At 48.4% G+C, this 23061-nt stretch carries 20 protein-coding genes and 1 pseudogene; 12 read left to right on the plus strand and 9 right to left on the minus strand.

Features of this window, described 5'->3' with window-relative positions; translation table 11 throughout:
* The 5 genes from RM811_RS11685 to RM811_RS11705 form a co-directional block, all read right to left on the minus strand.
* Nucleotides 1-2316 (minus strand): hypothetical protein (locus RM811_RS11685; protein ID WP_402524322.1); only part of this gene is annotated, 2316 nt, incomplete at its 3' end.
* Between the two features lie 67 nt (nt 2317-2383).
* A complete protein-coding gene (locus RM811_RS11690; RefSeq protein WP_402524324.1) occupies nt 2384-2950 on the minus strand; it encodes a PilX N-terminal domain-containing pilus assembly protein in 567 nt (188 codons plus the stop codon).
* Nucleotides 2950-4011, minus strand: coding sequence for a PilW family protein (locus tag RM811_RS11695; RefSeq protein WP_402524326.1), 1062 nt, complete (start codon nt 4009-4011; stop codon nt 2950-2952). Before RM811_RS11695 ends, RM811_RS11690 begins: the two co-directional genes overlap by 1 nt.
* The gene (gene pilV / locus RM811_RS11700) at nt 4008-4523 is read right to left on the minus strand and encodes a type IV pilus modification protein PilV (protein WP_402524329.1); all 516 of its coding nucleotides are present in this window, start codon (nt 4521-4523) and stop codon (nt 4008-4010) included. Before pilV (RM811_RS11700) ends, RM811_RS11695 begins: the two co-directional genes overlap by 4 nt.
* Complete coding sequence (locus tag RM811_RS11705) at nt 4514-5140, minus strand: GspH/FimT family pseudopilin (RefSeq protein WP_402524331.1); 627 nt, start codon at nt 5138-5140, stop codon at nt 4514-4516. The genes pilV (RM811_RS11700) and RM811_RS11705 overlap by 10 nt, the downstream gene beginning before the upstream one ends.
* Before the next feature lie 342 nt (nt 5141-5482).
* On the opposite strand from RM811_RS11705, the gene RM811_RS11710 reads away from it, so the two are divergent.
* From RM811_RS11710 to RM811_RS11765, 12 genes are all read left to right on the plus strand, one after another.
* Nucleotides 5483-5968, plus strand: coding sequence for a GspH/FimT family pseudopilin (locus tag RM811_RS11710; RefSeq protein ID WP_402524334.1), 486 nt, complete (start codon nt 5483-5485; stop codon nt 5966-5968).
* Nucleotides 5959-6423 carry a type IV pilus modification protein PilV gene (gene pilV, locus RM811_RS11715; RefSeq protein ID WP_402524336.1) on the plus strand — a complete coding sequence of 155 codons (465 nt, stop codon included), beginning with the start codon at nt 5959-5961 and terminating at the stop codon, nt 6421-6423. The genes RM811_RS11710 and pilV (RM811_RS11715) overlap by 10 nt, the downstream gene beginning before the upstream one ends.
* A 9-nt stretch (nt 6424-6432) precedes the next feature.
* Complete coding sequence (locus RM811_RS11720) at nt 6433-6957, plus strand: PilW family protein (RefSeq protein ID WP_402524338.1); 525 nt, start codon at nt 6433-6435, stop codon at nt 6955-6957.
* A gap of 135 nt (nt 6958-7092) precedes the next feature.
* Nucleotides 7093-7488 carry a PilW family protein gene (locus RM811_RS11725; RefSeq protein ID WP_402524340.1) on the plus strand — a complete coding sequence of 132 codons (396 nt, stop codon included), beginning with the start codon at nt 7093-7095 and terminating at the stop codon, nt 7486-7488.
* Between the two features lie 4 nt (nt 7489-7492).
* A complete protein-coding gene (locus RM811_RS11730; protein WP_402524342.1) occupies nt 7493-7759 on the plus strand; it encodes a PilX N-terminal domain-containing pilus assembly protein in 267 nt (88 codons plus the stop codon).
* A gap of 63 nt (nt 7760-7822) precedes the next feature.
* Entirely contained in the window at nt 7823-10516 is a 2694-nt protein-coding gene (locus tag RM811_RS11735; protein ID WP_402524344.1) for a pilus assembly protein, read from the plus strand.
* 121 nt (nt 10517-10637) lie between these two features.
* Nucleotides 10638-11138, plus strand: a complete 501-nt coding sequence (locus tag RM811_RS11740; RefSeq protein ID WP_402524347.1) for a type IV pilin protein — start codon at nt 10638-10640, stop codon at nt 11136-11138.
* Between the two features lie 421 nt (nt 11139-11559).
* Nucleotides 11560-12048: a DUF29 domain-containing protein gene (locus tag RM811_RS11745; RefSeq protein WP_402524349.1), complete on the plus strand. Its 489-nt coding sequence runs from the start codon at nt 11560-11562 to the stop codon at nt 12046-12048.
* A 432-nt stretch (nt 12049-12480) separates the two neighbouring features.
* A complete protein-coding gene (locus tag RM811_RS11750) occupies nt 12481-13212 on the plus strand; it encodes a DUF4956 domain-containing protein (RefSeq protein WP_402524351.1) in 732 nt (243 codons plus the stop codon).
* Between the two features lie 2 nt (nt 13213-13214).
* Entirely contained in the window at nt 13215-15854 is a 2640-nt protein-coding gene (locus tag RM811_RS11755) for a CotH kinase family protein (protein WP_402524353.1), read from the plus strand.
* Entirely contained in the window at nt 15854-16531 is a 678-nt protein-coding gene (locus tag RM811_RS11760; protein WP_402524355.1) for a polyphosphate polymerase domain-containing protein, read from the plus strand. The genes RM811_RS11755 and RM811_RS11760 overlap by 1 nt, the downstream gene beginning before the upstream one ends.
* A gap of 42 nt (nt 16532-16573) precedes the next feature.
* Nucleotides 16574-17863: a YncE family protein gene (locus tag RM811_RS11765; RefSeq protein ID WP_402524357.1), complete on the plus strand. Its 1290-nt coding sequence runs from the start codon at nt 16574-16576 to the stop codon at nt 17861-17863.
* A 59-nt stretch (nt 17864-17922) separates the two neighbouring features.
* Here RM811_RS11765 and ispH read toward each other — a convergent pair whose 3' ends face one another.
* The 4 genes and pseudogenes from ispH to ileS form a co-directional block, all read right to left on the minus strand.
* Nucleotides 17923-18873, minus strand: coding sequence for a 4-hydroxy-3-methylbut-2-enyl diphosphate reductase (gene ispH / locus RM811_RS11770; RefSeq protein WP_402524360.1), 951 nt, complete (start codon nt 18871-18873; stop codon nt 17923-17925).
* Nucleotides 18874-18941: 68 nt separating this feature from the next.
* Entirely contained in the window at nt 18942-19379 is a 438-nt protein-coding gene (locus tag RM811_RS11775) for a peptidylprolyl isomerase (RefSeq protein WP_402524363.1), read from the minus strand.
* 30 nt (nt 19380-19409) lie between these two features.
* On the minus strand, nt 19410-19913 hold the full coding sequence (gene lspA / locus RM811_RS11780) for a signal peptidase II (RefSeq protein WP_402524365.1): 504 nt from the start codon (nt 19911-19913) through the stop codon (nt 19410-19412).
* Between the two features lie 278 nt (nt 19914-20191).
* Nucleotides 20192-23037: pseudogene (ileS, locus tag RM811_RS11785) on the minus strand (isoleucine--tRNA ligase).
* Nucleotides 23038-23061: the final 24 nt, after the last annotated feature.

Below are 23061 nucleotides of genomic sequence, written 5' to 3' on the forward strand. Positions count from 1 at the left end.
ATCTGGCAGGCCATCAGCCCCTAATGCCCCGGTCAGATTATTTCGGTTGTCCCACTCCCGGTCATCCCCTGCGTCAGCAACACCGTCACCATTGGCATCGTGGTTTGGGCTGCCATCGCCGTCCAGATCGGTAAATCCTCCATACTTGGCAGCAAGAAAAAGGGGTTTAGGTAGAACACCGGCGGCAGAACCGGAAGCGCTAAAATCTGTGGTCTGGAACGCAGTGGTTCCCTTATAAGCGTAATCGGTTTGCAAGCCGTCACTGCCAGAGCTGCCGGTTACGGTGTATGAGAACCGCAGGTTCAGCCCAGCAAACACACCATCCACCTGAACAGCCACTCTCACCTCATCATCGGTGAAACCGGTGGTATTCAGAGTGCTGTCTGCCGTTTGATTACATTGATCACCCACACAGAACTTAATTCTTGAAGAGGCATCATAGTCATAGTCGTTGCCCCACAGGGAGTCTTCCCAGGTAAACAACAAAGAGCCCTGAATCAACTGTCCGGATGCATCCAGTATCTGCTCTTCAATCACAACATCTGTTAAAGAGCAGTCACTGATATTGTTACCATTGAAATCAGAGCTGCTCTGACAAAATGGCTGAAAAGTAAATGACTTGCCATTCACATTCAGGGTGAAGCTGGGCATGGATTCAGCCAGTTCAATGGCATAGGTTTTAACTTTTTGAGTGCCTACATAATCAGTACGCAGGTCAGTTGTATTTCCATAAAAAGCCAACCCTGCTGCCTGATACCCCCCTTCCAACTGGGGGATTTCAGGACACAGGCCAACGGCCTGAGAAAGCCCCGACAGGTACTTGGAAGTACATTGACGTGTACTTCCGCTTCCGCCAACCAGATAGTTACCAGCAAAACTTCCACCATACTCATGGTTGCCAACGTCGTCCGTCTTGCTATTGACTGAGCTGGTTCCTGACATTCCGGGAAGGTCTGAACTGCTGGACAGTTGATCGGTATCGAAAGAGTTCAAGCCTGTGGATAAAACAATGATGGAGCAGTTGGCACAAGCACTGTCCGATGACATGGGATTAGCCCAGCCCTCTCTGGATAAATCGCTGACAAAAGCACTGTCATTAGTGGTATCAAAACTACTGGTAGCTGATGACTTTCCGGCAAAATAACGAAGCGCTTCTAAATAAAGTTCGGCGAGCGGGTTACCCCACATACTGCAATGGTTGGAGGAGTGGGTGCCTCTGCCGGATTTAAGGTTCGAAACAGAAATTCCGTATGGATTGCAGTCGGTATATTCGTTGTTAGAAAAGCTATATTTAGCCAGCCGGAACTGATTGATATTATGAATTATGCCCTCAACATTATTAAAGCGTCCGGTGGCAAGGTCTATTTCATCATCTGAGCTTTGTGTATTCCCGGCAATTTTACCGATATTCCTTCGCAGCAGGCCCCCGGAGATATTTTTGTCATAAGTGCCACTGATTAAGCCAAAGCGAATATCGCCGGACTCACCATATTGTTGAAGCAAGCCCATGGGTTTACTGTTGCCATTGCTATACAACTTACAACGGTCAGTATTCGCTGCATCCTTATCCGTCACACAGGCTTCTACATAAACTTCATTCGTCGTTAGTCTGTCACTGGTGGAAGGGCTGTTTACGATTCCCCACTGGCACTGTTTCACTTCTGTAGAGGCCCAGCGAGGCCAGGCATCTTTGGCAACCCTCACTTCAGGCGTGCCATTTTCAGAGCCAGCCACACTACAAAGACTGATTTCACTGTTGTTGTAAGGCGTAAAATTTTCCGTTGGAAGACCGGTACTGCTGCTTTTATAAACTTTCACAAAAGCATGTACATCTCTGGGAATGTAGGCCCTTTCCAGAATCGTCTGGCTGGTGCTGTCCGTTGAACGCTTCCCACCAAAAAGCACGGTACGAAGAATATCCATGCGCGTCATGGTGGCCCAGTTCATAAAGTTGCCACTCCACGGTGCCTGGGAAGTACTGCAGAAGTGATTATTTACTCCCGTTGCTGCAGAGACCGGCGTATACCTGCCGGAGGAATACTGATAACACCAGTTACTGTCGAAATAACCCAGATAATCAAAACTGTCCACATAGCTGGTATCCAGCCTGCCATCCGCATCAAGGTCGGTGTAATCGCTGTACGCTTTTTTGAATAGCTCATGGTCAACGGACATAACCAGCATAACCAGAGGCTCGGAGGTATTACTCACCAGCGGCGGTGTCGCGGTATAATCGCTGGAAACCGCTTCAGCACTGGCCCGAAATGAAATCAGCAATAAGATTCCTATCAGTATTTGTGCGATATATCGATCCATGATTATCACCACGCTATTGTTAATAGCTACTCTGAGTTCATATCAGAGATACCATACCATTAACCCATTAACTGTTTTTCTTATACGACGATTGCAACATAACTCTTGAGTCCGATGAGCCACCGGTAGCCAGTGCCGTGATCCGATAATACTCCGCCCAGTCGCCACGATTGGCCTGGTCCGGAAGTGGTCCCTCAGACTCTTTGGCAAGATAACAACGAAACTCGATAATATATTTCGCCTGGGCGGAAATACCACTAATCAACACTGTGGTCACTCTATGCTGACCGCTATTGCTCCAGGTAGTGCCAATCTGCCATGGCTCTGAAACACCGGGCTCACAACTGCCAACATCATCAATATCACTGCCACTGAAACAATAACCACCATCACAATTCCCATTAAAACCCGATAAAGGCAATGAATTACCGGCAATAAAATTCTCCGCTTCCTTCAGTGCCGCTTCAGCTGCATAAAATGCCATTTGCTGATCCTGATAGTTGCCGCTCATTTTTACTTCAAGGGTTGCCATTTTAACGCCGGTCAATCCCGCAACAGTGATCACCAGAAGCATCACCAGACTCACCAGTAAAATACTGCCTGTAACCTTGTTTCTATCAGTGGGCTTTTCCATCACAACCCCCGATTCCTTAACTTGATTGTTTTCATAAAGCTTCTGCGCACAAACAGGTCATCCGGCACTACCCTTTGACCAGCAAAAAAATAAGCCTGCGCCTGGGGAGCCACTTCATTAAAACTTCGAACCAGCAATTCAAGCTTAATACTGATGACGTTCAACCAGTCATCGCTGTATAAATCAATCTCACTGGCCAGCAAATACTGGTTAGCAACGCCGTCATTGTCGGAATCAAGCCCATAGCGGATATTCAAACTTTCAATACCTTCAACCAGGGCTTCTGCATTAATACTGTTACCACTGGCATATGCCCCCGCCAGTTTTCGATACAGCGTAGGTACGCCGTTACTGGTTCTCAGATAAAAAGCATAAGAACGGAGCGGTGCCAGCGTCGATCCCTGATGATTAAAGTTACTGGAACCAACGGCACTGGTATGGCAGTTAAAATGCCCCTGAAGCTGACTTGAACAATTGTATAAGCTGCCACTGCCCGATGATGGATGGGTAATTGTCTTGCTACCAGAACCCGCTCCGGCGATGAATACTGATATCTGACGACAGTCTGCAGATATCAAGGCCAACAGATCACCTTCATCATAACCATGACTGTTGGCCAGTGTCAGCGTGGCGGTTCCGGTATTGTGTCCAGTGACTAAATCCGCCTGATCACTGTCGATACGATGAACAACAATGGCCTCCGAGATGGCATTACTATCCAGTTGCCCTTTCACACTGCTACCAGAAGGAATACCGAGAATCCCCTTGTCAAAATGCATCATCCACTGACGATTATCCGTTACGGTATACAAGACATTGGCCTGACTCGCCTGGGCAGGGCAGCCGGTATAGCCCACAGTGCTGATGTTCAGACTGAGAATATCCTGCGCCAACCGTGCGTTTTCCTGAATTCTTGATAACTCATTCTGCAGCGCCCAGGATCGGCCGGATGCCAGCACCAAATGAGCAACACCGGTAAACAATACCAGCCCAAGTGCCAGGGCAACCATCATCTCAACCAGAGAAAACCCCTTCTCTATCCCTTTCATAGCGCTTTTCATAGAACGCCCCTCAGCACAATATCACTGACGGGAACACGGTCACCCAACTCGGGAAAACTGAGACGAATGATAAACGTTCTGGCGTCACCACTATCCTGAAAGCTAACCGCCCCCTGACTACCGGGAATCTGGCAGGCCAGCTGAAACTTCCACTGCAAAATATCGTAACCAGCCAGTTCCGAAGGTGTGCAGTTGCCTGTTTCACAGGCATTGGGATAATCACTTTGCACACACTGGCTAAACTCTGAATCATCCAGCCCCACCTGATAGTTACTGCCCGTTTTCGCCAGTGCGCTGTTCGCCTGTATTCGATCCAGCATATCCGTCGCCAGAAAAGCGGCCTGAGACTGGACGTAAGAAGACTGGTTATACTGCAGACTGCGGCTATGAACACCGGCCATACCCAGAATACCAATAGCAATAATCAGCAGGCTCACCAGAACTTCAATCAACCCAACCCCACGGCAATTATATGGACTGCCCTGCGAGGCTTCCTGCTGAACTAACTGCATGTGGACTGATCCTCTGTCCTGGTTCGCCCGGTCATACTGATCACAATGGCTTTCACTTTATTATTACTGTCCGACTGGTCACACACGCGGAAAGTCCCTGCCTGCGTAGTTTGGCCACGACTGTTAAAGCGAAGGCTAAAACCTCGATTCCATGAAATTGAAATAAGATCCGATTGCGCTGCCACCCGACGAAGCAACTGATCATTCCCATTCAGTACCCCATCGTCGCTTTCATCGGTAAAAATAAGCCAGCCATGATGCCAGCCGGAATCATCCTCATCACACGTCAGGTCATCAATAGTGCTGCACAATGAAACCGTTCTCTGCCGCTTGATAGCCTCAGAACGAGCCAGCACAAGACTGGTAAAAACCTCATCAGCCACATTGGCAACCCGGTTATTAATAATCAGTGTTTTCATGGACGGGGCTGATACCGCAATCAAAATAGCGGCAATCGATAAGGAAACCAGTAACTCGAGAAGGGAAACGCCTCTTGAGGTAGTTGGATTTGTCCAGCGGGAATGTTTCGATAAAAAACGGAAGTCTCTGGCAATGCCGGGTATCAGGCCATTGAACAATCGGTTTAATAAAAACCACTGGCTAATTCGGTACTTCATAAACCAATCCCTGGTAAATAGCTCTGCCAGACAGCAATACTAAAGCTCTATAAAGCTAATATTACCTGCCCTGATGAAAGTGGTGATGTTTAACCTCTTAAAGGTGTTTTCATTTGACCAGTGGTCACAACATACAAATACGTCTATATCATTCCCTCGATCTGAGATTGCCGCCCCCCTTGACTCCCATGCTTTTCGTGGGAATACGTACACTCCAGACTGCAACCATCTCATCGCTAACAACTGCCGTTTATCGCCGCTTCATCGACAGATATAGGTTTATATGACCTAATCCACCCAAAATATATAAGACCACTGTCAACAAGCCGTATAAGATCGATAATGACAAAGCAAACACCCAACGGATTTACTCTTCTTGAACTGATCATCACCGTTGCCATTCTCGGCATACTGGCCGCCATCGCCTACCCCAGTTTTGAAAGCAGCATTCAGAACAATCGACTGATCTCCCAGAGCAACCGGATTCTGGCAGCCCTTCAATTTGCCCGGAGTGAAGCGGCTGCCAACAGCACAGTCATGACCGTTTGCAGCTCAAGTGATGGCTCAACCTGTGATGATGACAGCGGAAGCTGGAGTAGTGGCTTTATTGTCCTTGCTGCCCTTGATGCCCCTCCTGTTCAGGTCTTTGACGGACTTGCAGGTAATACTTTACAGGGTGAATCAACCATAACATTCAGTACCCGGGGAACCCTGAATACAGGAATTCAACTTAGTCTTTGTGATGATCGTGGAGACAGTTCAGCAAGAGGCATCTGGCTAAACGGTGCGGGTCAGGCAAGAACCGGAGGAACAGCGACATGCGAATAAAAACCTTCGGATTCACTCTTGTAGAAGTTCTGGTAGCCATGCTGATTCTCAGCATCAGCTTACTGGGTATGGCTGGGCTTCAGGTTCTAAGCCTGCAATCTTCCAGCGGCTCACTGTCCCGAAGTCAGGCAACCATGCTTTCTTATGACCTGGTCGAACGAATCCGACGAAATGCCGATGAAGTCGATGATTACATCGCGCTTGTTGGAAATTTTCCGGCATTACCCACCTCCCCTGACTGCCTTACCAGTGGCTGCTCATCAGAAGAACTGGTTCAGGAAGATATTATTCAGTGGAATACAGAATTGAGTTCAATGATTCCCGGCGCACAAACAACGCTTATTGAAGATTCTGGTACAGATGACAAATACACGCTCGCCATTAGCTGGCAAGAAAGTCAGTATGGCAATGTCAATAATGAACCACTGTCTTACACAATGACCTTTGAATTATGATTTTAAATTATGAAGCCATGGGATAGAACGCCAAACGCCAACCAGCAAACAGGCATCAGTTTAATTGAGCTGATGATCGCCCTGACGCTCAGTTCTCTGCTAATGCTGGGCGTGATGCGTATGTTTATGGACAGCACCCGTTCCAGTGCGACTGACAGCGCCCTTGTGCAAGTACAGGACAGCGCACGTATAGCTATGGAGATGATTAAGCGGGATGTAAGAATGGCCGGTTATCGAGGCAGTTGTGTCTCTGCTGATGCAGAACCAACGCCTGGTTCAATAGTTGATTTTGATCGTCAATCTGTCACCGGGATTGAAGATGATAAAATCGGAGTAGATATAGTAAGCGACACACTATCAATTCTCAGAGCCGAAGAGTGGAGTATTGATAATCCTGTCAGAATCACTAGTTTCTACGATACGGCGAATGCCGACAACAACACCATTGATCTCACTCGTGCCATTACCACCACCGCAGACGAGGTATTGCTTATCTCTGACTGCCGGCAAATAGCTGCCTTAAATCCTGTATGAGCGGATTTTTCTTCATGCTCGCAACTCACTGCCAATGAAACCATTTCATTTAAAGATTATGTCTTACCTGAGAATTGTACCCCTGGAAATTCGGAGGATTGCCCGCTCTTATACAGCCTGGGGACTGATAATGGTATGACCTACAGTATTTCAGAAGTTGGTCTGATCGAAGACGTAGATTTTGACGATCGAAGAAAAGGCTCCGATGGAAGCCCGATCTTTGCGTTGTACAGAAATGGGGAAGAAATGGTAGAGGGGGTTGAGAACCTACAGGTTATTTACGGTGTGGAAAATAATAACCAAACCCAATATTGTGACGCCAGCACACTCGCCGATGCCAGTGCATGCCCTGGCATCACCACCCATATCCGCATCAGCCTGATTGTCGCTTCCAGTAATAACGTCAACACGGTTAATCAATCACAAACCTTCGACATCCTTAATCTGAATACTCACAACACACTAACCACCAATGACCGGCGATTAAGAAGAGCATTCACCACCACCATCCAGCTTAGAAATCAGGGGTAGCGTTGTGAAACATCGGGGGAATCTGACACCTTCCGGGCAACAGGGAGCCATTCTATTCATTTCATTAATCATGCTGCTCCTTATCACCATGGTTGCTATAGCGAGCACCCGCCTCTCAACCATGGGGCAACGGGTCTCTATGACTTATCAATTACAAAACTCCACATTTCAGGCCGCTGACATCGCATTGAGAAATACACAGCGGATACTGGAAGAGGATACTTTTGCACTTGATCAGGCGACAGAAACTCTTCACTTTCTCCCAGGTTAACCATCAAGGTGGCGTCCGGGGGGTATTGATAGCGACAGTATTTACCGGGTCAAAGATCACCTGGTGGCGCTGGTCAACCAGATGAAACCCGATGGCTGGACGCCCCTGACCCCCACCTATTACGATGCCACCCTGCACTTTAAAAAAGACAACAGCAGCGACCAGAGTCCGATTAATAACGTCTGCCAGAGCAACTACCTGGTAATGCTCAGCGATGGAGAGGCAAAAGACGCCGAAGACGCTCCTACCGCCATTAGCAACATCAACAGCCTTCCCAATATCTCAAACTGTGGACAGGACTCCGACATCAAAGAAGAAAAGTGCGCCCGAACCCTGGCAACCTGGTTGAACACCTCAGACCTTAACCCGTATATCAGTGACCAGCAGAATGTGATCACCCACACCATCGCCTTTTCCCTTAAAGGCAATGACACCGCAACGAATTTCCTGACAGATATCGCTGAAAACGGCGGGGGCCAGCTATACACCGCCGACAATGCTGCCGATCTGACCAGTGCCTTTAACAATATTATTACCGGGATTATTGAGGACGAATCCAGCTTTGTCAGCCCGGGCGTGACGGCCAACCAGTTTAATAATTCAAGGCACTTGTCGCAGGTTTATTACTCGGTATTCAAACCTTCAAAAACCGATCGCTGGCAGGGCAATCTGAAGCGTTATCAGCTGATCGGTGATCCACTGGACATTTACGATAACAGTTCGCCCCCAGCACTGGCCGCTGATCCCGATACCGGTTTTTTCAAAGAGAGCGCCTTCAGTTTCTGGAGTGGTAGTGTCGATGGCCGTAAGGTCAATGTCGGTGGCGCTGGTGATAACATTCCAGAGGCTGAAAATCGTAAACTGTTTACCTTTCTGGGCAATAATCCTGCGGGCCAGGCTGAGAACCTAGATAGTTCGGCTCACCTTCTACAGACAACTAACGACAATATTAAGCCAGAAACCCTTGGCCTCCCGCCATCAGACGATACCCGTCGCTCTGAACTGCTAACCTGGATTCGAGATCCGGCCACCTGGTATGGTGATCCCCTGCACTCGGTCCCGGCCCTGGCTACCTACGGCTGTAATATCGACGCCAAAAACTGCCCGGAGAAAGATCAGCGACTGGGTATTTTCTTCGGCACCAATGATGGCTTTATTCATGGTCTTGATGCCAGCACCGGCCAAGAGAAATTTGCTTTTATGCCCGCCGAGCTGCTGCCCAATCTCGACAAGCTCAAGACCAACGCAGCCACCGACCGGGTCAACAATGGGCGCCCTTATGGCATGGATGGTTTGGTAACACTCTGGGTGAATGACCTGAACAACAATGGGGTGATCTACGGCGGTTATGACACTCTGGATTTTGATAAAACCAGTGAGTACTTACCATCAGACAAAATCAACAAAGTCACTGTAGTGGAAGCAGGTCAGGCAGTCACGAAAGAGGAATTTATCTACGCCTATATTGGCATGCGCAGAGGTGGCAGAAGCTACTACGCCCTGGATGTCACCGCGCCAGCGTCACCGCAGCTGCGCTGGTTTATCTCCGGTGGCGATAGCGGCTTTGAAAAGCTGGGACAGACCTGGGCCAAACCGGTAAAAACCCGGATCAAAATCGGTTCGACCATCAGAGATGTGCTGATTTTCAGCGGCGGTTATGATCCCGCTCAGGACAATGCAGAAAGCTACCAGAGCGATAGCATGGGCAATGCTGTCTATATAGTCGATGCTCATGATGGGACCCTGATCTGGTCTGCCAGTAATGACAGATCAGCCACCCTGCAACTGACCAGTATGAATTACAGCATACCCGGCGGTGTCCGTGTCATTGATCTGGAAGGCGATGGTCTCGCCGACCAGATGTTCTTTGCCGATACCGGCGGGCAGGTATGGCGGCTTTATATCAACAACGGCATGACCAGTGTCAATGACCTGGTCTGGCCCTCTGACAGCAATGGCGATGGCAAATGGACCGATGATGAAGGCGTATTTGCTGAGCTTGGCCCCACAAAGCTCCAGAACGAGGCCAGTGATGGAGGTCTTGCCCAAAGGACACATTCACGGAAGTTCTTTGTGGAACCCGATGTCTCACTATTCCGCCTTAATGGCAGTACCCATCTGGCGGTAGCCATTGGCTCAGGGAACCGCCCTGACCCTTTAGGTCGGATTAATGCTGTCATCCTTGACCGCGCCTATTCCATGGCAAGCCCTTTTTATGCCAACCCGGCGGTGACCGCCAGTAATGCAAGCAGCAGGACTGTGCCTGTGCACAACAGGTTACAGCACAATTCAGGCAACACTCAGCTGGTGGACATTACCCAACTCGACAGCAGCAATAACAAGGATATTGAACCGGAAGACTTTTTCGGCACCAGTACATCGGATCCGAAAAAAGGCTGGTTTATTACCCTTGAACCGGGTGAGAAAGTGATGACCGAGTCCGTCACCTTTGAAGATGTGATTTATTTCAACACCTACCTGCCGTCAAATGAAGCATCCCTAACTTGCAACCCCATAGCCGGCAAAGCCCGGGCTTATGCTGTGGAACTGCTCACGGCCATGCCGGTGAAAGATGAGGATGGCGAACCGGAAAGTGCTGATCGCTACACCAACCTCGCCAACAGCGGTTTGCCCCCCGCCACCAGCATCCTGTTCCCGGAGGGTAGTAAGGATGCCCTGATCTGCGTAGGCGCTGAATGTAACCCTCTGGAGATTGGTGACGATAAACAGACCACCTATTGGCGGCAGGTACGATAATCGTTCAGTATCTCGTTCCCACGCTTTTAGGCCCTATGGGTCCTGCGTGGAAACGAAATACTGAACCAGGCATTACACTCCCACGCAGGAGCATGGGAGCGGGCGTAAATTGAGACCATAAATGAGCAAAACCAAAGGATTTACCCTGGTAGAAATGATGATCGTCGTGGCTATAGTGGGCATTCTGGCCATGATAGCGATCCCAAGCTACAACCAGTATATAACGGATGCAGCTATAGCTGATGCAAAAGCTTCACTGCTAGGACTGGGCAATGCCATGGAGCGTTATAGAGCACAAAGTGGAAGCTATGAAGGTGCCATTTCTGATGCATCAACTGACAAGACGTGCGCAATTTTTACTGATGTTGATGACAAAAGAGTATTCACGATTATCGAAAGAGGAAGTCCTGATATTTACTTCACTCAAAGCCCTGAATCAGGGACTGTCTTTTTCGAGCTTGACATTTGTATCCCGGAAATAACCGAGGATCAACCAAATCCACCGGGTTACATTCTGATCGCCACTGCAACAGCAAATGCCCCGAACATTGCAGTAAATTCTACAATCACCCTGGCATCCAATGGCGAAAGGGGAGGAACACGCCTTGACGCATGGCAATAAAGATCTTTAATTCGAATTCACCATTTAAAAATACAGGGTCGCTGTTGGCCCTCCCTGAATGGGAAACCGACAGCGGCTGCAAACCTCTATCACCCTGTCATCCAGGGCGATAGAATCGGATGTACGCTCATGTGAAAATAACAATACTTCGCTATATCAAGTTCAGGAATATGATTCCCTGAAGTTATAATAGGGAGCAAAAATCAGCTTTTTACGGTACCTAATGTCGTTTAAAATGGTTAAATAGAAACGGATGTACGTCTGATTCTACCGCCCTGCCCTGTCATCCAATGGCACCAAAGGAGGCGAGCTGCCAGAAGCCTGGTAACCTACCGATGAAAGCAGCGCAGGAAAATTGGCCATGGGTATCCTAAAATAGTCAGCAGTGAACCGCTGGGCAGTAAATTAAGGGACTGAAACAATGGAAAGCAGCAAAAACAATCTTTACGAAACTGATCGCTATCAGTGGATCGAACAGCAAAAACAAAAATTCCGTAACGGCCAGTACGATCAACTGGACATTGAAAACCTGTTCGGGGAAATCGAAAGCATGGGTAATGAACTGGGTACCCTGGAACACCGACTCACTACCCTGATCCTGCACCTGCTGAAATACGACTATCAAACCAAGGTGCTCAATCCGGTACAGGCAGAACCCTATGACTGCCGGGACTGGCTGGGAACCATTGATCGAACCCGTCTGGCCATCCAAAAACTGGTGAAAAAAAACCCCCATATCAAGCCACAGATTGAGGAACAATTGTCAGAGGCATACCCGGACGCCAAGACTCTGGCCATTGAAGCGATGAATCGTTATGTTCAAACTCATCAACGGTTGAACAGCAGCAGTTTTCCCAAAACCTGCCCATGGTCCTATGAGCAAATCATGGAGGGCAACTGGCTCCCTTAATGCGCCGCCATGCTGCTGGCCAGTATCCTGGCACTGGTGCCGCACTCTCATCAAGATATGGCGTTATCGGACCTCGGATACCCCTGAACGGGGAACCGACGGCTGAAAATATCTACAGAGCCTCAAAGATCAAGGGTTGATAAACCTAAATCCCTGATCTGTCACTGCCATTCATCCATAAAAATCAACAGCTCATTCATCCACAACCTTTCCAGCACAGCACTGGCAACAAGATTCATTACAAATCACTTAATCAAAAAAACCAAATAGAATTAAGTCAAATAATCGCCATCCCATTAAAACACCCATAAAACAAGGCATTCATTTAAAACAACACTAGAAAATAAAAAAAAGAAAAACATAAATTAAACTAAATCAAATACAAGCCTGTTTCCAAAAAATCAGGAATCATTTAATCAGGAAGATTTAATCATGCTGGAGTCTGTAGACCCTTTACTGGTCGCTTATTTACCCAAAGATATTCGCTCAACCTTCTTTCCCTATGCCAGTGTTGGCCTTGCCGCATTAATATTAAACCTGATGATCGGGTATGTTCTGTCCAGCCTGATTGGTATCCATTTCCGAAAATACTCAACGGCTTTTGGTAACAGAAAAGACTTTTCAAGGCTTTTCCCGCTGCTGATGTTATCCGTCGTTCTGATTATCACCGTGGTTAAGTCCTCTCTGGCCCTGGCCCTTGGACTGGTCGGCGCCCTGTCGATTGTCCGATTCAGGACCCCCATCAAAGAGCCTGAAGAGTTGATGTACCTGTTTCTCAATATTGGCATTGCCATCGCCCTGGGTGCTGGTCAGACATTTGCGGCAATGATCGCCTGTGCGGTTATCCTGATATTAATTGCCATATCAAAGAAACGAATGGCAAGATCTTTTCAGGAACACGGATTGTTTCTTTCAATCAGTTACACCGTGGAAGAAAACACCTCCCGGGAATCCATTCTGACAGACCTTAAATCAATCCTGACCGATCATGTACTGAGAATGGATTTAAGTCGGCTTGATTTCTCCAATTCAAAAGTCGACGCCCTGTTCTTTATCAACATCCATACCGCCGAAGAATTAGATTCAATTATTTTTGAAGTCAACAACAAATTCCATCAGGCACAGATTTCCATTCTGGAACAAAATGATATTTCCGGGTTATAAGTATGAAACTCCGTCTTGATCGTCAGGCCCATATTGTCTCTATCAGAGAAAAACGGTTTATCTGGCTGGGTATTTTCTGCCTGGCTCTGGTTCTGATTCCATCCCCGGAAACCGTAAAAACGCTGCTGATTCAAGGGGGCTACCGTTCCCTCCATACCAACTCGGCGGAGCGGGTAACCCAGATCATTAGTGATATGAAAGATGTCCCCGGTAAATTGCTCACGGCTGAACGAACCATTCCCGTGCTCCGGCTGGATATCAAATATAAAGAGTGGCAAAAACTGGTTAAGGATCGCCAGAAGGCGCTGGCTGAAGGGTTAATACCCGAAGATCGCCAATACGCCAAAGGCTCATTACACTATCAGCGGGAAAAATATGAAGCTGATATTCGCCTGCAGGGTGACCTCCTTGACCATGTCCGGGGAGAGGAACGCTGGTCACTGCGCATTGAACTGAAAAAAAACAAAGCGATTCTTTCCACCTCACGTTTCGCCCTGGTCAGCTCTAACGTTCGCTCTCACCAAGGGCCGGAACTGTTTCGTCAAACCCTGAAAACCGCTGGCTTTGATATTATTTCCCCACGACACTTTCCGGTCAGCGTGGTGATTAATGGTGATGACTGGGGTGTCATGCTGCTTGAGCAATCATTTGGCCAGAAGCTGCTGGCGGTTAACAATCGTACCGAAGGACTGGTTATACGACTGGATCTTGTTGATGAAACGAAAGACGCCGATGGACAGATACATCGAGCATTCAAACCCCGGGTTATCCAGAAAAAGAAAATACTGCAAAAAGCCGAACTCTCAAGACAGCGACAGATTGCCCTGACATTGATTAACGACTTCCTGAATGGCAAACGCCCGGCCAGCGATGTTTTTGATACCGAAAAGCTGGGTCAATACCTGGCCACCGCTGATATCTGGGCTTCCTGGCATACCCTCACCTGGAATAACTGGCGCTGGTACTACAACCCGCACACGGCAAAGCTGGAACCCATTCAAAGTGATGTGGCCGTCTCCCCGGCAAAACACTTCTGGTTAATGAAGCAACCCAGTCATCGCTCCATTATCAGCAAACGCATGCTGGCCGATGCAAAAGTGGCCAACAGCTATAAAAAAGCACTAAACCACTTAACAAGCCTGATAGATTCCGGTGAGCTATTTAACACACTTGAAGACGTTCAGGAAAAATTCAACAGAAAACTCCATGCCAGCACCCCACTGCTTGGTAAATACGACTTCGGCCTGATGAAGCAACAGGCGAAATGTCTGGGCAGTGATTACCAGCAGCCTCCCTGTAATAACTTCCGGGAACTCGACTCGCAACTGCATATTCCCATGCAGGCCATGTCTTCACGGTTACCCTGGGAATTAATGGCAAGACTGACTTCATCAGCTTCCGGGCAGATACTGTCAATCACCAACCCTGAACAACAGTCGCTAAAACTGCTGGAGATACTTTCAGTGGATAACAACAATAATAAAACGTCGGTTAACCTTCCTGAAATCGAACTACCGATACGCATTCATCCAGAAGAAGACCGGAGTCTGTTATTACCAGGCTCAGCAGATAAGATCGAATTAGTGACGTCGTTTAAAGGCAGTAAAAAAACAAAACATACCCTGTTAAATAACGCCACGCCGCTATCATTCATTCCCCGCCCTGCCACCAGCGATATGGTGAGTAAATATCCATTTATTACCAAAGGTAAAGGCCACTGGGAAATACGCTCTGGCAACTGGAAAATTAATGACTACCTGATAACACCCGACAATTGGCAGGTAATTGTGCAGCCCGGAACCACATTAACCTTTGCCAGCAATGCCGGACTGATGGTGTTTGGTGGTCTGACAGTTAATGGTACGAAACATCAGCCGGTCACTCTCACCAGACAATCTCGCAGCACAAGCTGGTCAGGGCTTACCGTCTTCGGTACTGAGTCGGTAAAAAACAGCAACATCAACCATCTTGAAGTTTCCTATGCCAGAAGCCCCAAACTGGCCTTCTGGCAACCTCGGGGCGCGGCCTATTTTATCAATAGCAACCTGACCGCAAACAATATGACGGTACGTGATAATCTTTCAGAAGATGCGTTAAACGTCATTAACAGTCAGATAACCATTAACCAGTTAACCATCCTTAATACCTTATCCGACGGGTTTGATTGTGATTTCTGCCGGGGTGATATCAGCAACAGTCAGTTCACCAATATCGGTTCTGTATCCGGAGGGGATGGCATTGATACCAGTGGCTCCACCATTAAGGTGACCGGCAGCCGGTTTGATCAGGTACGGGATAAAGCCATTTCAGCCGGTGAAAACAGTCAGCTGACCATTGACAACAGCACCGTTAAAAATAGCAATATAGCCATCGTCGCCAAGGATCGCTCGGAAGTCACCGCCAGCAATATCCGTCTTGAAAATATCAAAGAGTACTCATTAATGAGCTACACCAAGAAACCCATTTTCGGACCAGCGACGCTGTATGCCAATGATATTGTCTGCGTTCAGCTCAATTGTGCCAGCAAGACACTGGTGGAAAAGGGCAGCACATTACTGATTGACGGAAAAACCGTGACCGGTGAACAGGTAAATGTGAAAGCCCTTTACCAGGGCATTATGAAATCGGATAAGCCAAAGTAATGGACGCATTAAGATTTGAAGTCAAAATACCCATCCCTGCCATACGAATGCAGCAGGTTTTATTGTGGCTGAGAATGCACCCGCTGTTATTTTCCCAACACTATGACCCGAGACTGGTTAACAGTCTTTATCTGGACAGCTGCAACCTTGCCCGGTACGAAGAAAACCTGAACGGCATCAGCGAACGAAAGAAGGTTCGCCTGAGATGGTATGGTGATACTGCTGACGCCAGCACCGCCAAACTGGAATTCAAACTCAGAAAATCCGGCAAGGGCAAAAAGATCATCTTTAACGCCCCCCTTGACCTGTCCACAGAAAACTTCAGCTGGCGCAACGCACTAAACGACAGTTATCACAAACTGCCGGATAAAGGCCGAATATACCTGGGCAATGGCATTATGCCCATTCTTATCTGTCGTTATCAGAGGCAATATTTTGTCTCTGACTGCCAGAAAATCAGAGCCACCATAGACAGTGAGATCGAAGTGTTTGACCAGCGTTACAGTGACCGCCTGAATATCGCCAAGCCTCAATCCCTTGGCCACTACTATCTGTTGGAACTGAAAGCTGACGAAGCCTTTGAAAAAGAGTTATCAGAACTCATCGGCACCTGCCCTTTACGCCCTTCCCGACATTCCAAATACGTAAACGGTATTAGAAAACTGATCTGGAAGTAATTACACTCATACGGCCAATAACAAGAATAAGGAAATGGTCCGGTGAGACTCTCAGCTTTCACACTCAGCATGCTTATGGTTTTTTCACTGCAAAATCCCAGTGCAAAAGCTGCCGCAGAACAAGACAATCAACCATTATCCAATGGCCAGCCAGCCAGTTTATCACTGGAGTCAACAAACAATGAGTCATTCAGAGACGTCATTGTCGTTGGCAACAACTGGGATGGCACTATTGATATCTACGACCCTTACACCTATCAGCGAATAAAAAAGCTCAACGCCGTTCCTGATAAAGAGGAGCGCCTGCAGGAACTTGGCAGCACTGTAAAACGCTGGATTATGTCGACACTGATAAAAACCGTGATTGGTGAAGGAAACTACCAGCTGGTTGACGATATGTTTCCATCTAACGATGGCCACTATTTATTTATTTCACGCCCCAGCTTTGCTGATGTAATCGCCCTTGATGTGAATACCGGAGAAATCAAATGGCGAACACCTGTCGAAGGCTTTCGTTCAGACCACTCAGCCATCTCACCAGACGGCAAAACTTTTCTGGTTTCCGCTTCAACCGCCAACAAAGTTCATGCAATTGATACCGCAACCGGTGAGATCAAAGGTGGCTTTCCATCAGGGGATCAACCCCATGAAAATACTTACTCCCGGGACGGTAAGCTGATCTACCACGCCAGCATTGGCAAAGTTTATGTCCCTTTCACCAGCTCCTGGCTGGACTGGCTTAAAGGCGACCGCTGGTTTCAGGTGGTTGATGCAGAGACCTACGAGGTTATCCAACGTGTCGATATGGGTGAAAAGCTGGAAGCATTTGGCTTCCCCTGGGTTGATAGTGCCGTTCGTCCAATGACGGTGACACCCGATGGCAGGTTTGTTTATCTGCAAGTATCGTTCTACCACGGTTTCTTTGAATACGACGTTGAACAACAAAAAATTACCCGACGAATTGAACTACCGGTACCGGAAGAAATTCAGGAGTTGAGTACGCTCAAATACCAGTTAAATTCAGCCCATCATGGTCTGGCAATGAACCCGCAGGGCACACAACTTTGCGTGGCTGGCACCATGTCTGGCTATGCTGCGATTGTGGATCGGGAAACCTTTGAATACAAAACCATTCAACTCTCTGAAGAGCCTCTTGGTGCCAAACCCTATTGGGCAACAGAAAGTCACGATGGTAAATATTGCTATGTTTCTGTCAGCCAGCAGGACAGGGTCTCAGTCATCTCATTCGCTGAAGCCAGAGAAGTGGCCAGCTTTCCAGTGGGTGATCACCCACAGAGGATTCGTACGGGTCAGTTAAGAATCATTAACTGAAAAAAAAGGTGGTAATGCTTTAGCATTACCACCTTTTTTAAAATAACTTGTGGATGACTCTAATCCCCAATGGATTTCAGCCTTAGCTCTTTAGGCATGGTAAAGACAATATTCTCTTCTTTTCCTGCAAGCTCTTCAGGCAGTTCAGCTCCCAGTTCTTCAAGCCGTTTAATAACGCCCTTAACCAGAATATCCGGAGCCGATGCGCCGGCAGTGATACCAATCGCCTTTTTATCCACCAGCCAGCCGGGCTTGATATCATCGGCATTATCCACCAGCCAGGCCTCAGCACCGGTACGTTCAGCCAGCTCCCGCAAACGGTTGGAGTTTGAACTGTTGACCGAACCCACCACCAGCACCAGGTCACACTGACCGGCCAGAATCTTCACCGCATCCTGACGGTTCTGGGTGGCGTAGCAGATATCATCTTTTCGTGGCCCCTGTATTTCGGGGAACTTAACGCGCAGTGCTTCAATTACCCTGGCAGTATCGTCCATGGAGAGCGTTGTCTGGGTAACGTAAGCGAGGCGTGAAGGGTCAGAAACTTCCAGCGAGCGTACATCTTCTTCATTCTCTACCAGATACATGGCACCGCCCTTGCGCGTGTCGTACTGCCCCATGGTTCCTTCTACTTCCGGATGGCCATGGTGGCCAATCAACACGCATTCCATCGCATCACGGGAATAGCGCACCACTTCCATATGGACTTTCTTAACCAGCGGGCAGGATGCATCAAACACCTCCAGGCCACGGCGTTTCGCTTCCTCTTCAACGGCTTTGGAGACACCATGGGCACTGAAGATCACAATAACGTCATCAGGTACCTGATCCAGTTCCTCCACAAAGATGGCACCACGGGCTTTCAGGTTTTCTACCACGTACTTGTTATGCACCACTTCATGACGTACATAAATGGGTGGGCCAAAAACATCAAGCGCCCGGTTGACGATCTCAATGGCGCGGTCCACACCTGCACAGAAGCCACGGGGATTTGCCAGTTTGATTTTCATAGGGGATCACCAATATTTTTAACCACTGCTTTTTCCCAGCTCAGGGCAAGCAACGAACCATAGCTGTTTTAAGGTGTCTGTACATCAATAATCCGCACCTCAAAAACCAGATGCCTGCCTGCCAGGGGATGATTGAAGTCGACCTCAACAACGTTATCATCAAATTCTCGGATAACCCCCGGAAGTTCACTTTTTGCGGCATCGGCAAAGGATATAACCAATCCTTCCTCCAGTTCAACATCACTGGCGAAGCTGCCCCTTGGTACACGCTGAACATTATTTGGATTAGGCATACCAAAGGCTTTTTCCGGAGGAACGCGGGTTACTCTTTCTTCACCCGCTGCCAGGCCAAACAGAACCTCTTCAAACCCTTCCGGTAGATTACCATCACCAGCAACCAGAGAAGCCGGTTTTCCCGGTGGGGTAGTATCCACCAGACTACCATCATCCAGTTTCAGGGAAAAATGCAAAGTAATCCTGCTGCCTTTCTCAATAACTGCTGCCACAGTGATTCGCTCCTGCTTTCAATCTATTATTTAGAGTTGTGACTTACTTTCTGACGCAGGACTGCTTCTAAACATATCCAGAATCAACATGGCCGCACCAATGGTAATGGCCGTATCCGCCAGATTAAACGCAGGAAAATACCAGTTTTTATAGTAAAACAACAGGAAGTCCGTGACATGTCCGTTCACCAGACGATCAAGTAGGTTCCCAAGAGCACCGCCAAGGATCAATGATAAAGAACAGGCCTGCCAGCTTTCGCCAGGCCGAAGCTGCCGCAGCCAGCCCACCAGCATAACACTGACCACGATAGCCACACCGCTGAGAAACCAGCGCTGCCAGCCAGAAGCATCACCCAGAAAACTGAATGCAGCACCGGGATTATAAGCCAGGGTGAAGGAAAAAAATGGCAGCACCTGCATCTGCTGATACAGGGAAAACTCCTGCACAAACCACCACTTGACCACCTGATCGATGGCAAAAATAATGACACTCAGCCCGAGCCAGTGAAGTTTTCCGAATGTTTTACTCTGCATGGCCAGTTCCTGTTTTAAAAAATCCATATTATTCAGTGAGGCTTTTTGCTTTAAAAATACTGCCACTTCAAGTTGGTATGCACCGGTCAGTCCGGAGAAAACAGTATTTTAGCTCACGACGGCTTAATACTAAGTGCCATTAACGGCCAGAGGATAGTGCGAATTACCGAAGTTCATCAGAAATGAACCTGTTCTCAATGAAAACACCTAATAAAGTAGACTACCGTCCAAAAAAATACCCGGTGCCTGCCGGGTATTTTTCATGCCAAATGGAAATATCAGGCAAAGCGACGCTGTTCGCCACTGCCTTCAACATTATCGACACACCGATTACAAAGATCCGGGTGATTCTCAACCGTTCCCACATCTTCACGACGGTGCCAGCAACGATCACACTTTTTGTGCTCTGACTTTTCAATCCGGACTTTCAGCCCTTCCAGATCGGTAGCTGCGGCATCGCCAGCATCCCCCAGGGGCTTAACGGTGGCTGCAGAGGTAATCAGTACAAAACGCAGCTCATTCCCCAGCTGGCCCAGCTTCTGCGTTAGCGCATCATCGGCAAACAGGGTCACTTCGGCTTCCAGAGAACCACCAATGGCACCGGCAGCACGAGCATCTTCCAATGCCTTGTTAACTGCAGTTTTCACTTCCAGAATGGCATCCCAGTATTCCCGACCCAGTTCGTCACCTTCCAGACTGTTCAACCCTTCATACCAGGTCTCCAGAAATACAGACGCACCGCGCTTACCTGGAATCGCTCCCCAGATCTCCTCTGAGGTGAAACTGATAATTGGCGCCATCCAGCGGGCAAAGGCTTCAATAATATGGTACATCGCTGTCTGACAGCTGCGACGGGCCAGACAATCCTCCCGGGTGGTGTACTGACGATCTTTGATGATATCCAGATAGAAGCCACCCAGATCCAGTGAACAGAAGTGATGCACTTTCTGATACACCGACAGGAAGTTGTAACTGTTATAAGCCTCAATCACTTCATTTTGCAGCCTGAGGGTACGGTCTACTGCCCACTTATCCAGTGACAACATATCGTCCCAGGCGACAACATCCGTTTCCGGATTAAAGCCGGTCAGGTTGGATAGCAGGAATCGAGCCGTATTACGTAGACGACGATAGCTGTCTGCAGCGCGCTTGAGAATATCATCAGAAACGGTCATTTCCGACGTGTAGTCCGTGGTAGAAACCCATAGCCGTAGAATATCCGCACCCAGCGACTTAAAGACTTTTTGAGGTGCAATCACATTACCCAGAGACTTGGACATCTTCCGGCCATTGGCATCCACCGTAAAACCATGGGTCAAAAGACCTTTATAGGGCGGTACACCATTCATGGCAATACTGGTCTTCAGCGAAGACTGGAACCAGCCACGGTGCTGATCGGAACCTTCCAGATAGAGATCTGCCGGGAATTGCAGTTGCCCACGACGCTGAAGAACCGAAGCGTGGGTTACACCTGAATCAAACCAGACATCCAGGGTGTCCGTTACTTTTACATAAAGCTCTGCGTCTTCAGCAGAGAGCAGATCAGCCGGTTCCAGATCAAACCAGGCATCCATCCCTTCCTGCTCAACTTTGAGTGCCACTTTTTCAATCAATGACTGGGTATCCGGATGGAGTTCTTCAGTGTCCTTATGGATAAAGAGAGCAATGGGCACACCCCAGGTACGCTGACGGGAGATACACCAGTCAGGACTCTGCCCCAGCATGGCTTCCAGTCGGTTTCTGCCCCAGTCCGGCGTAAAGTGAACCCCCTCAAGAGAGGCCATGGCGCTCTCCAGCAGATGTTCCTTGCTCATACTGACAAACCATTGCGGGGTTGCCCGGAAAATCAGCGGGGTTTTGGTTCGCCAGCAATGGGGGTAACTGTGGGTCAGTTTTTCCTGAGCCATCAGACGACCATTCTCTACCAATACCTCAACCACTTTCGGGTCAACCTTGTAGACATGCTCGCCAGCAAATCGTTCGACATTAGCCCGATAGTAACCATTGTCGTCCAGATAGTTCAGTGTGCCGATACCGTACTTCCGGCCAATATTAAAGTCATCCACACCATGATCCGGAGCCGTATGAACATTACCGGTACCTGCATCAATGGTCACATGATCACCAAGAATCAGCGGCAATACCCGGTCATAAAATGGATGAGCGACCTGTTTGTTTTCCAGGGCGGCACCTTTGGCCCGGGCAATGATGGTGTAATCTGCAATGCCGTAGCGCTGCATGGCACTTTCGACCAGAGCCTCGGCCAGAACCAGCCGTGCCGGCACATCGTTCACCTGACACTGAACCAGCGCATAGTCCAGCTCCCCGCCCAGGCTTACGGCCTGAGAAGATGGCAATGTCCAGGGGGTCGTGGTCCAGATAACTACCGCTACTTCTCCTTCTCCTTCTGAACCTTCAAAAGTGAAAGCACCCAGCAGATCGGCGTCATCAATCGCAGCGTAGCGAACATCAACCTGAGTCGAGGTTTTATCCTGATACTCAACTTCCGCCTCAGCCAGTGCAGAACCACCCACAACGCTCCAGTAAACCGGCTTGTAACCTTTAATCAGGTGACCATTGTCAGCAATCTTGCCCAGGGCACGGATAATATCCGCTTCCGTCTGAAAATCCATGGTCAGGTAGGATTATTCCAATCACCAAAAATCCCCATTCGCTTAAAGTCTTCACGCTGGCCATCCACTTGTTTGGCGGCGTACTCACGACACTTTTTCCGGAAGGTTTTAACATCAACCTTGTCACCGGCCTTGCCCAGCATGCCTTCTACTTTGTGTTCAATAGGCAAACCATGACAGTCCCAACCGGGAATATAAGGCGCATCATAGCCACTGAGCGTTTTGGCTTTGACAATGATGTCCTTCAGTATTTTATTGACCGCATGACCGATATGAATATCGCCATTGGCATAGGGAGGGCCATCATGAAGAATAACCTTATCCCGCCCCTGGCTGATCTTGCGAATTTCTTCGTAGAGATCCATGTCATACCAGCGCTTGAGCATTTGTGGCTCACGCTGTGCCAGATTACCGCGCATGGGAAAGTCAGTCTGCGGCAAATTCAAGGTATGTTTATAGTCGGGCTTTTCAGAAGACGTATCAGAAGACATAGTTGTTTACCGGAATCTCTACTC

The sequence above is a fragment of the Endozoicomonas sp. genome (assembly GCF_031844845.1).
GTDB lineage: Bacteria > Pseudomonadota > Gammaproteobacteria > Pseudomonadales > Endozoicomonadaceae > Endozoicomonas.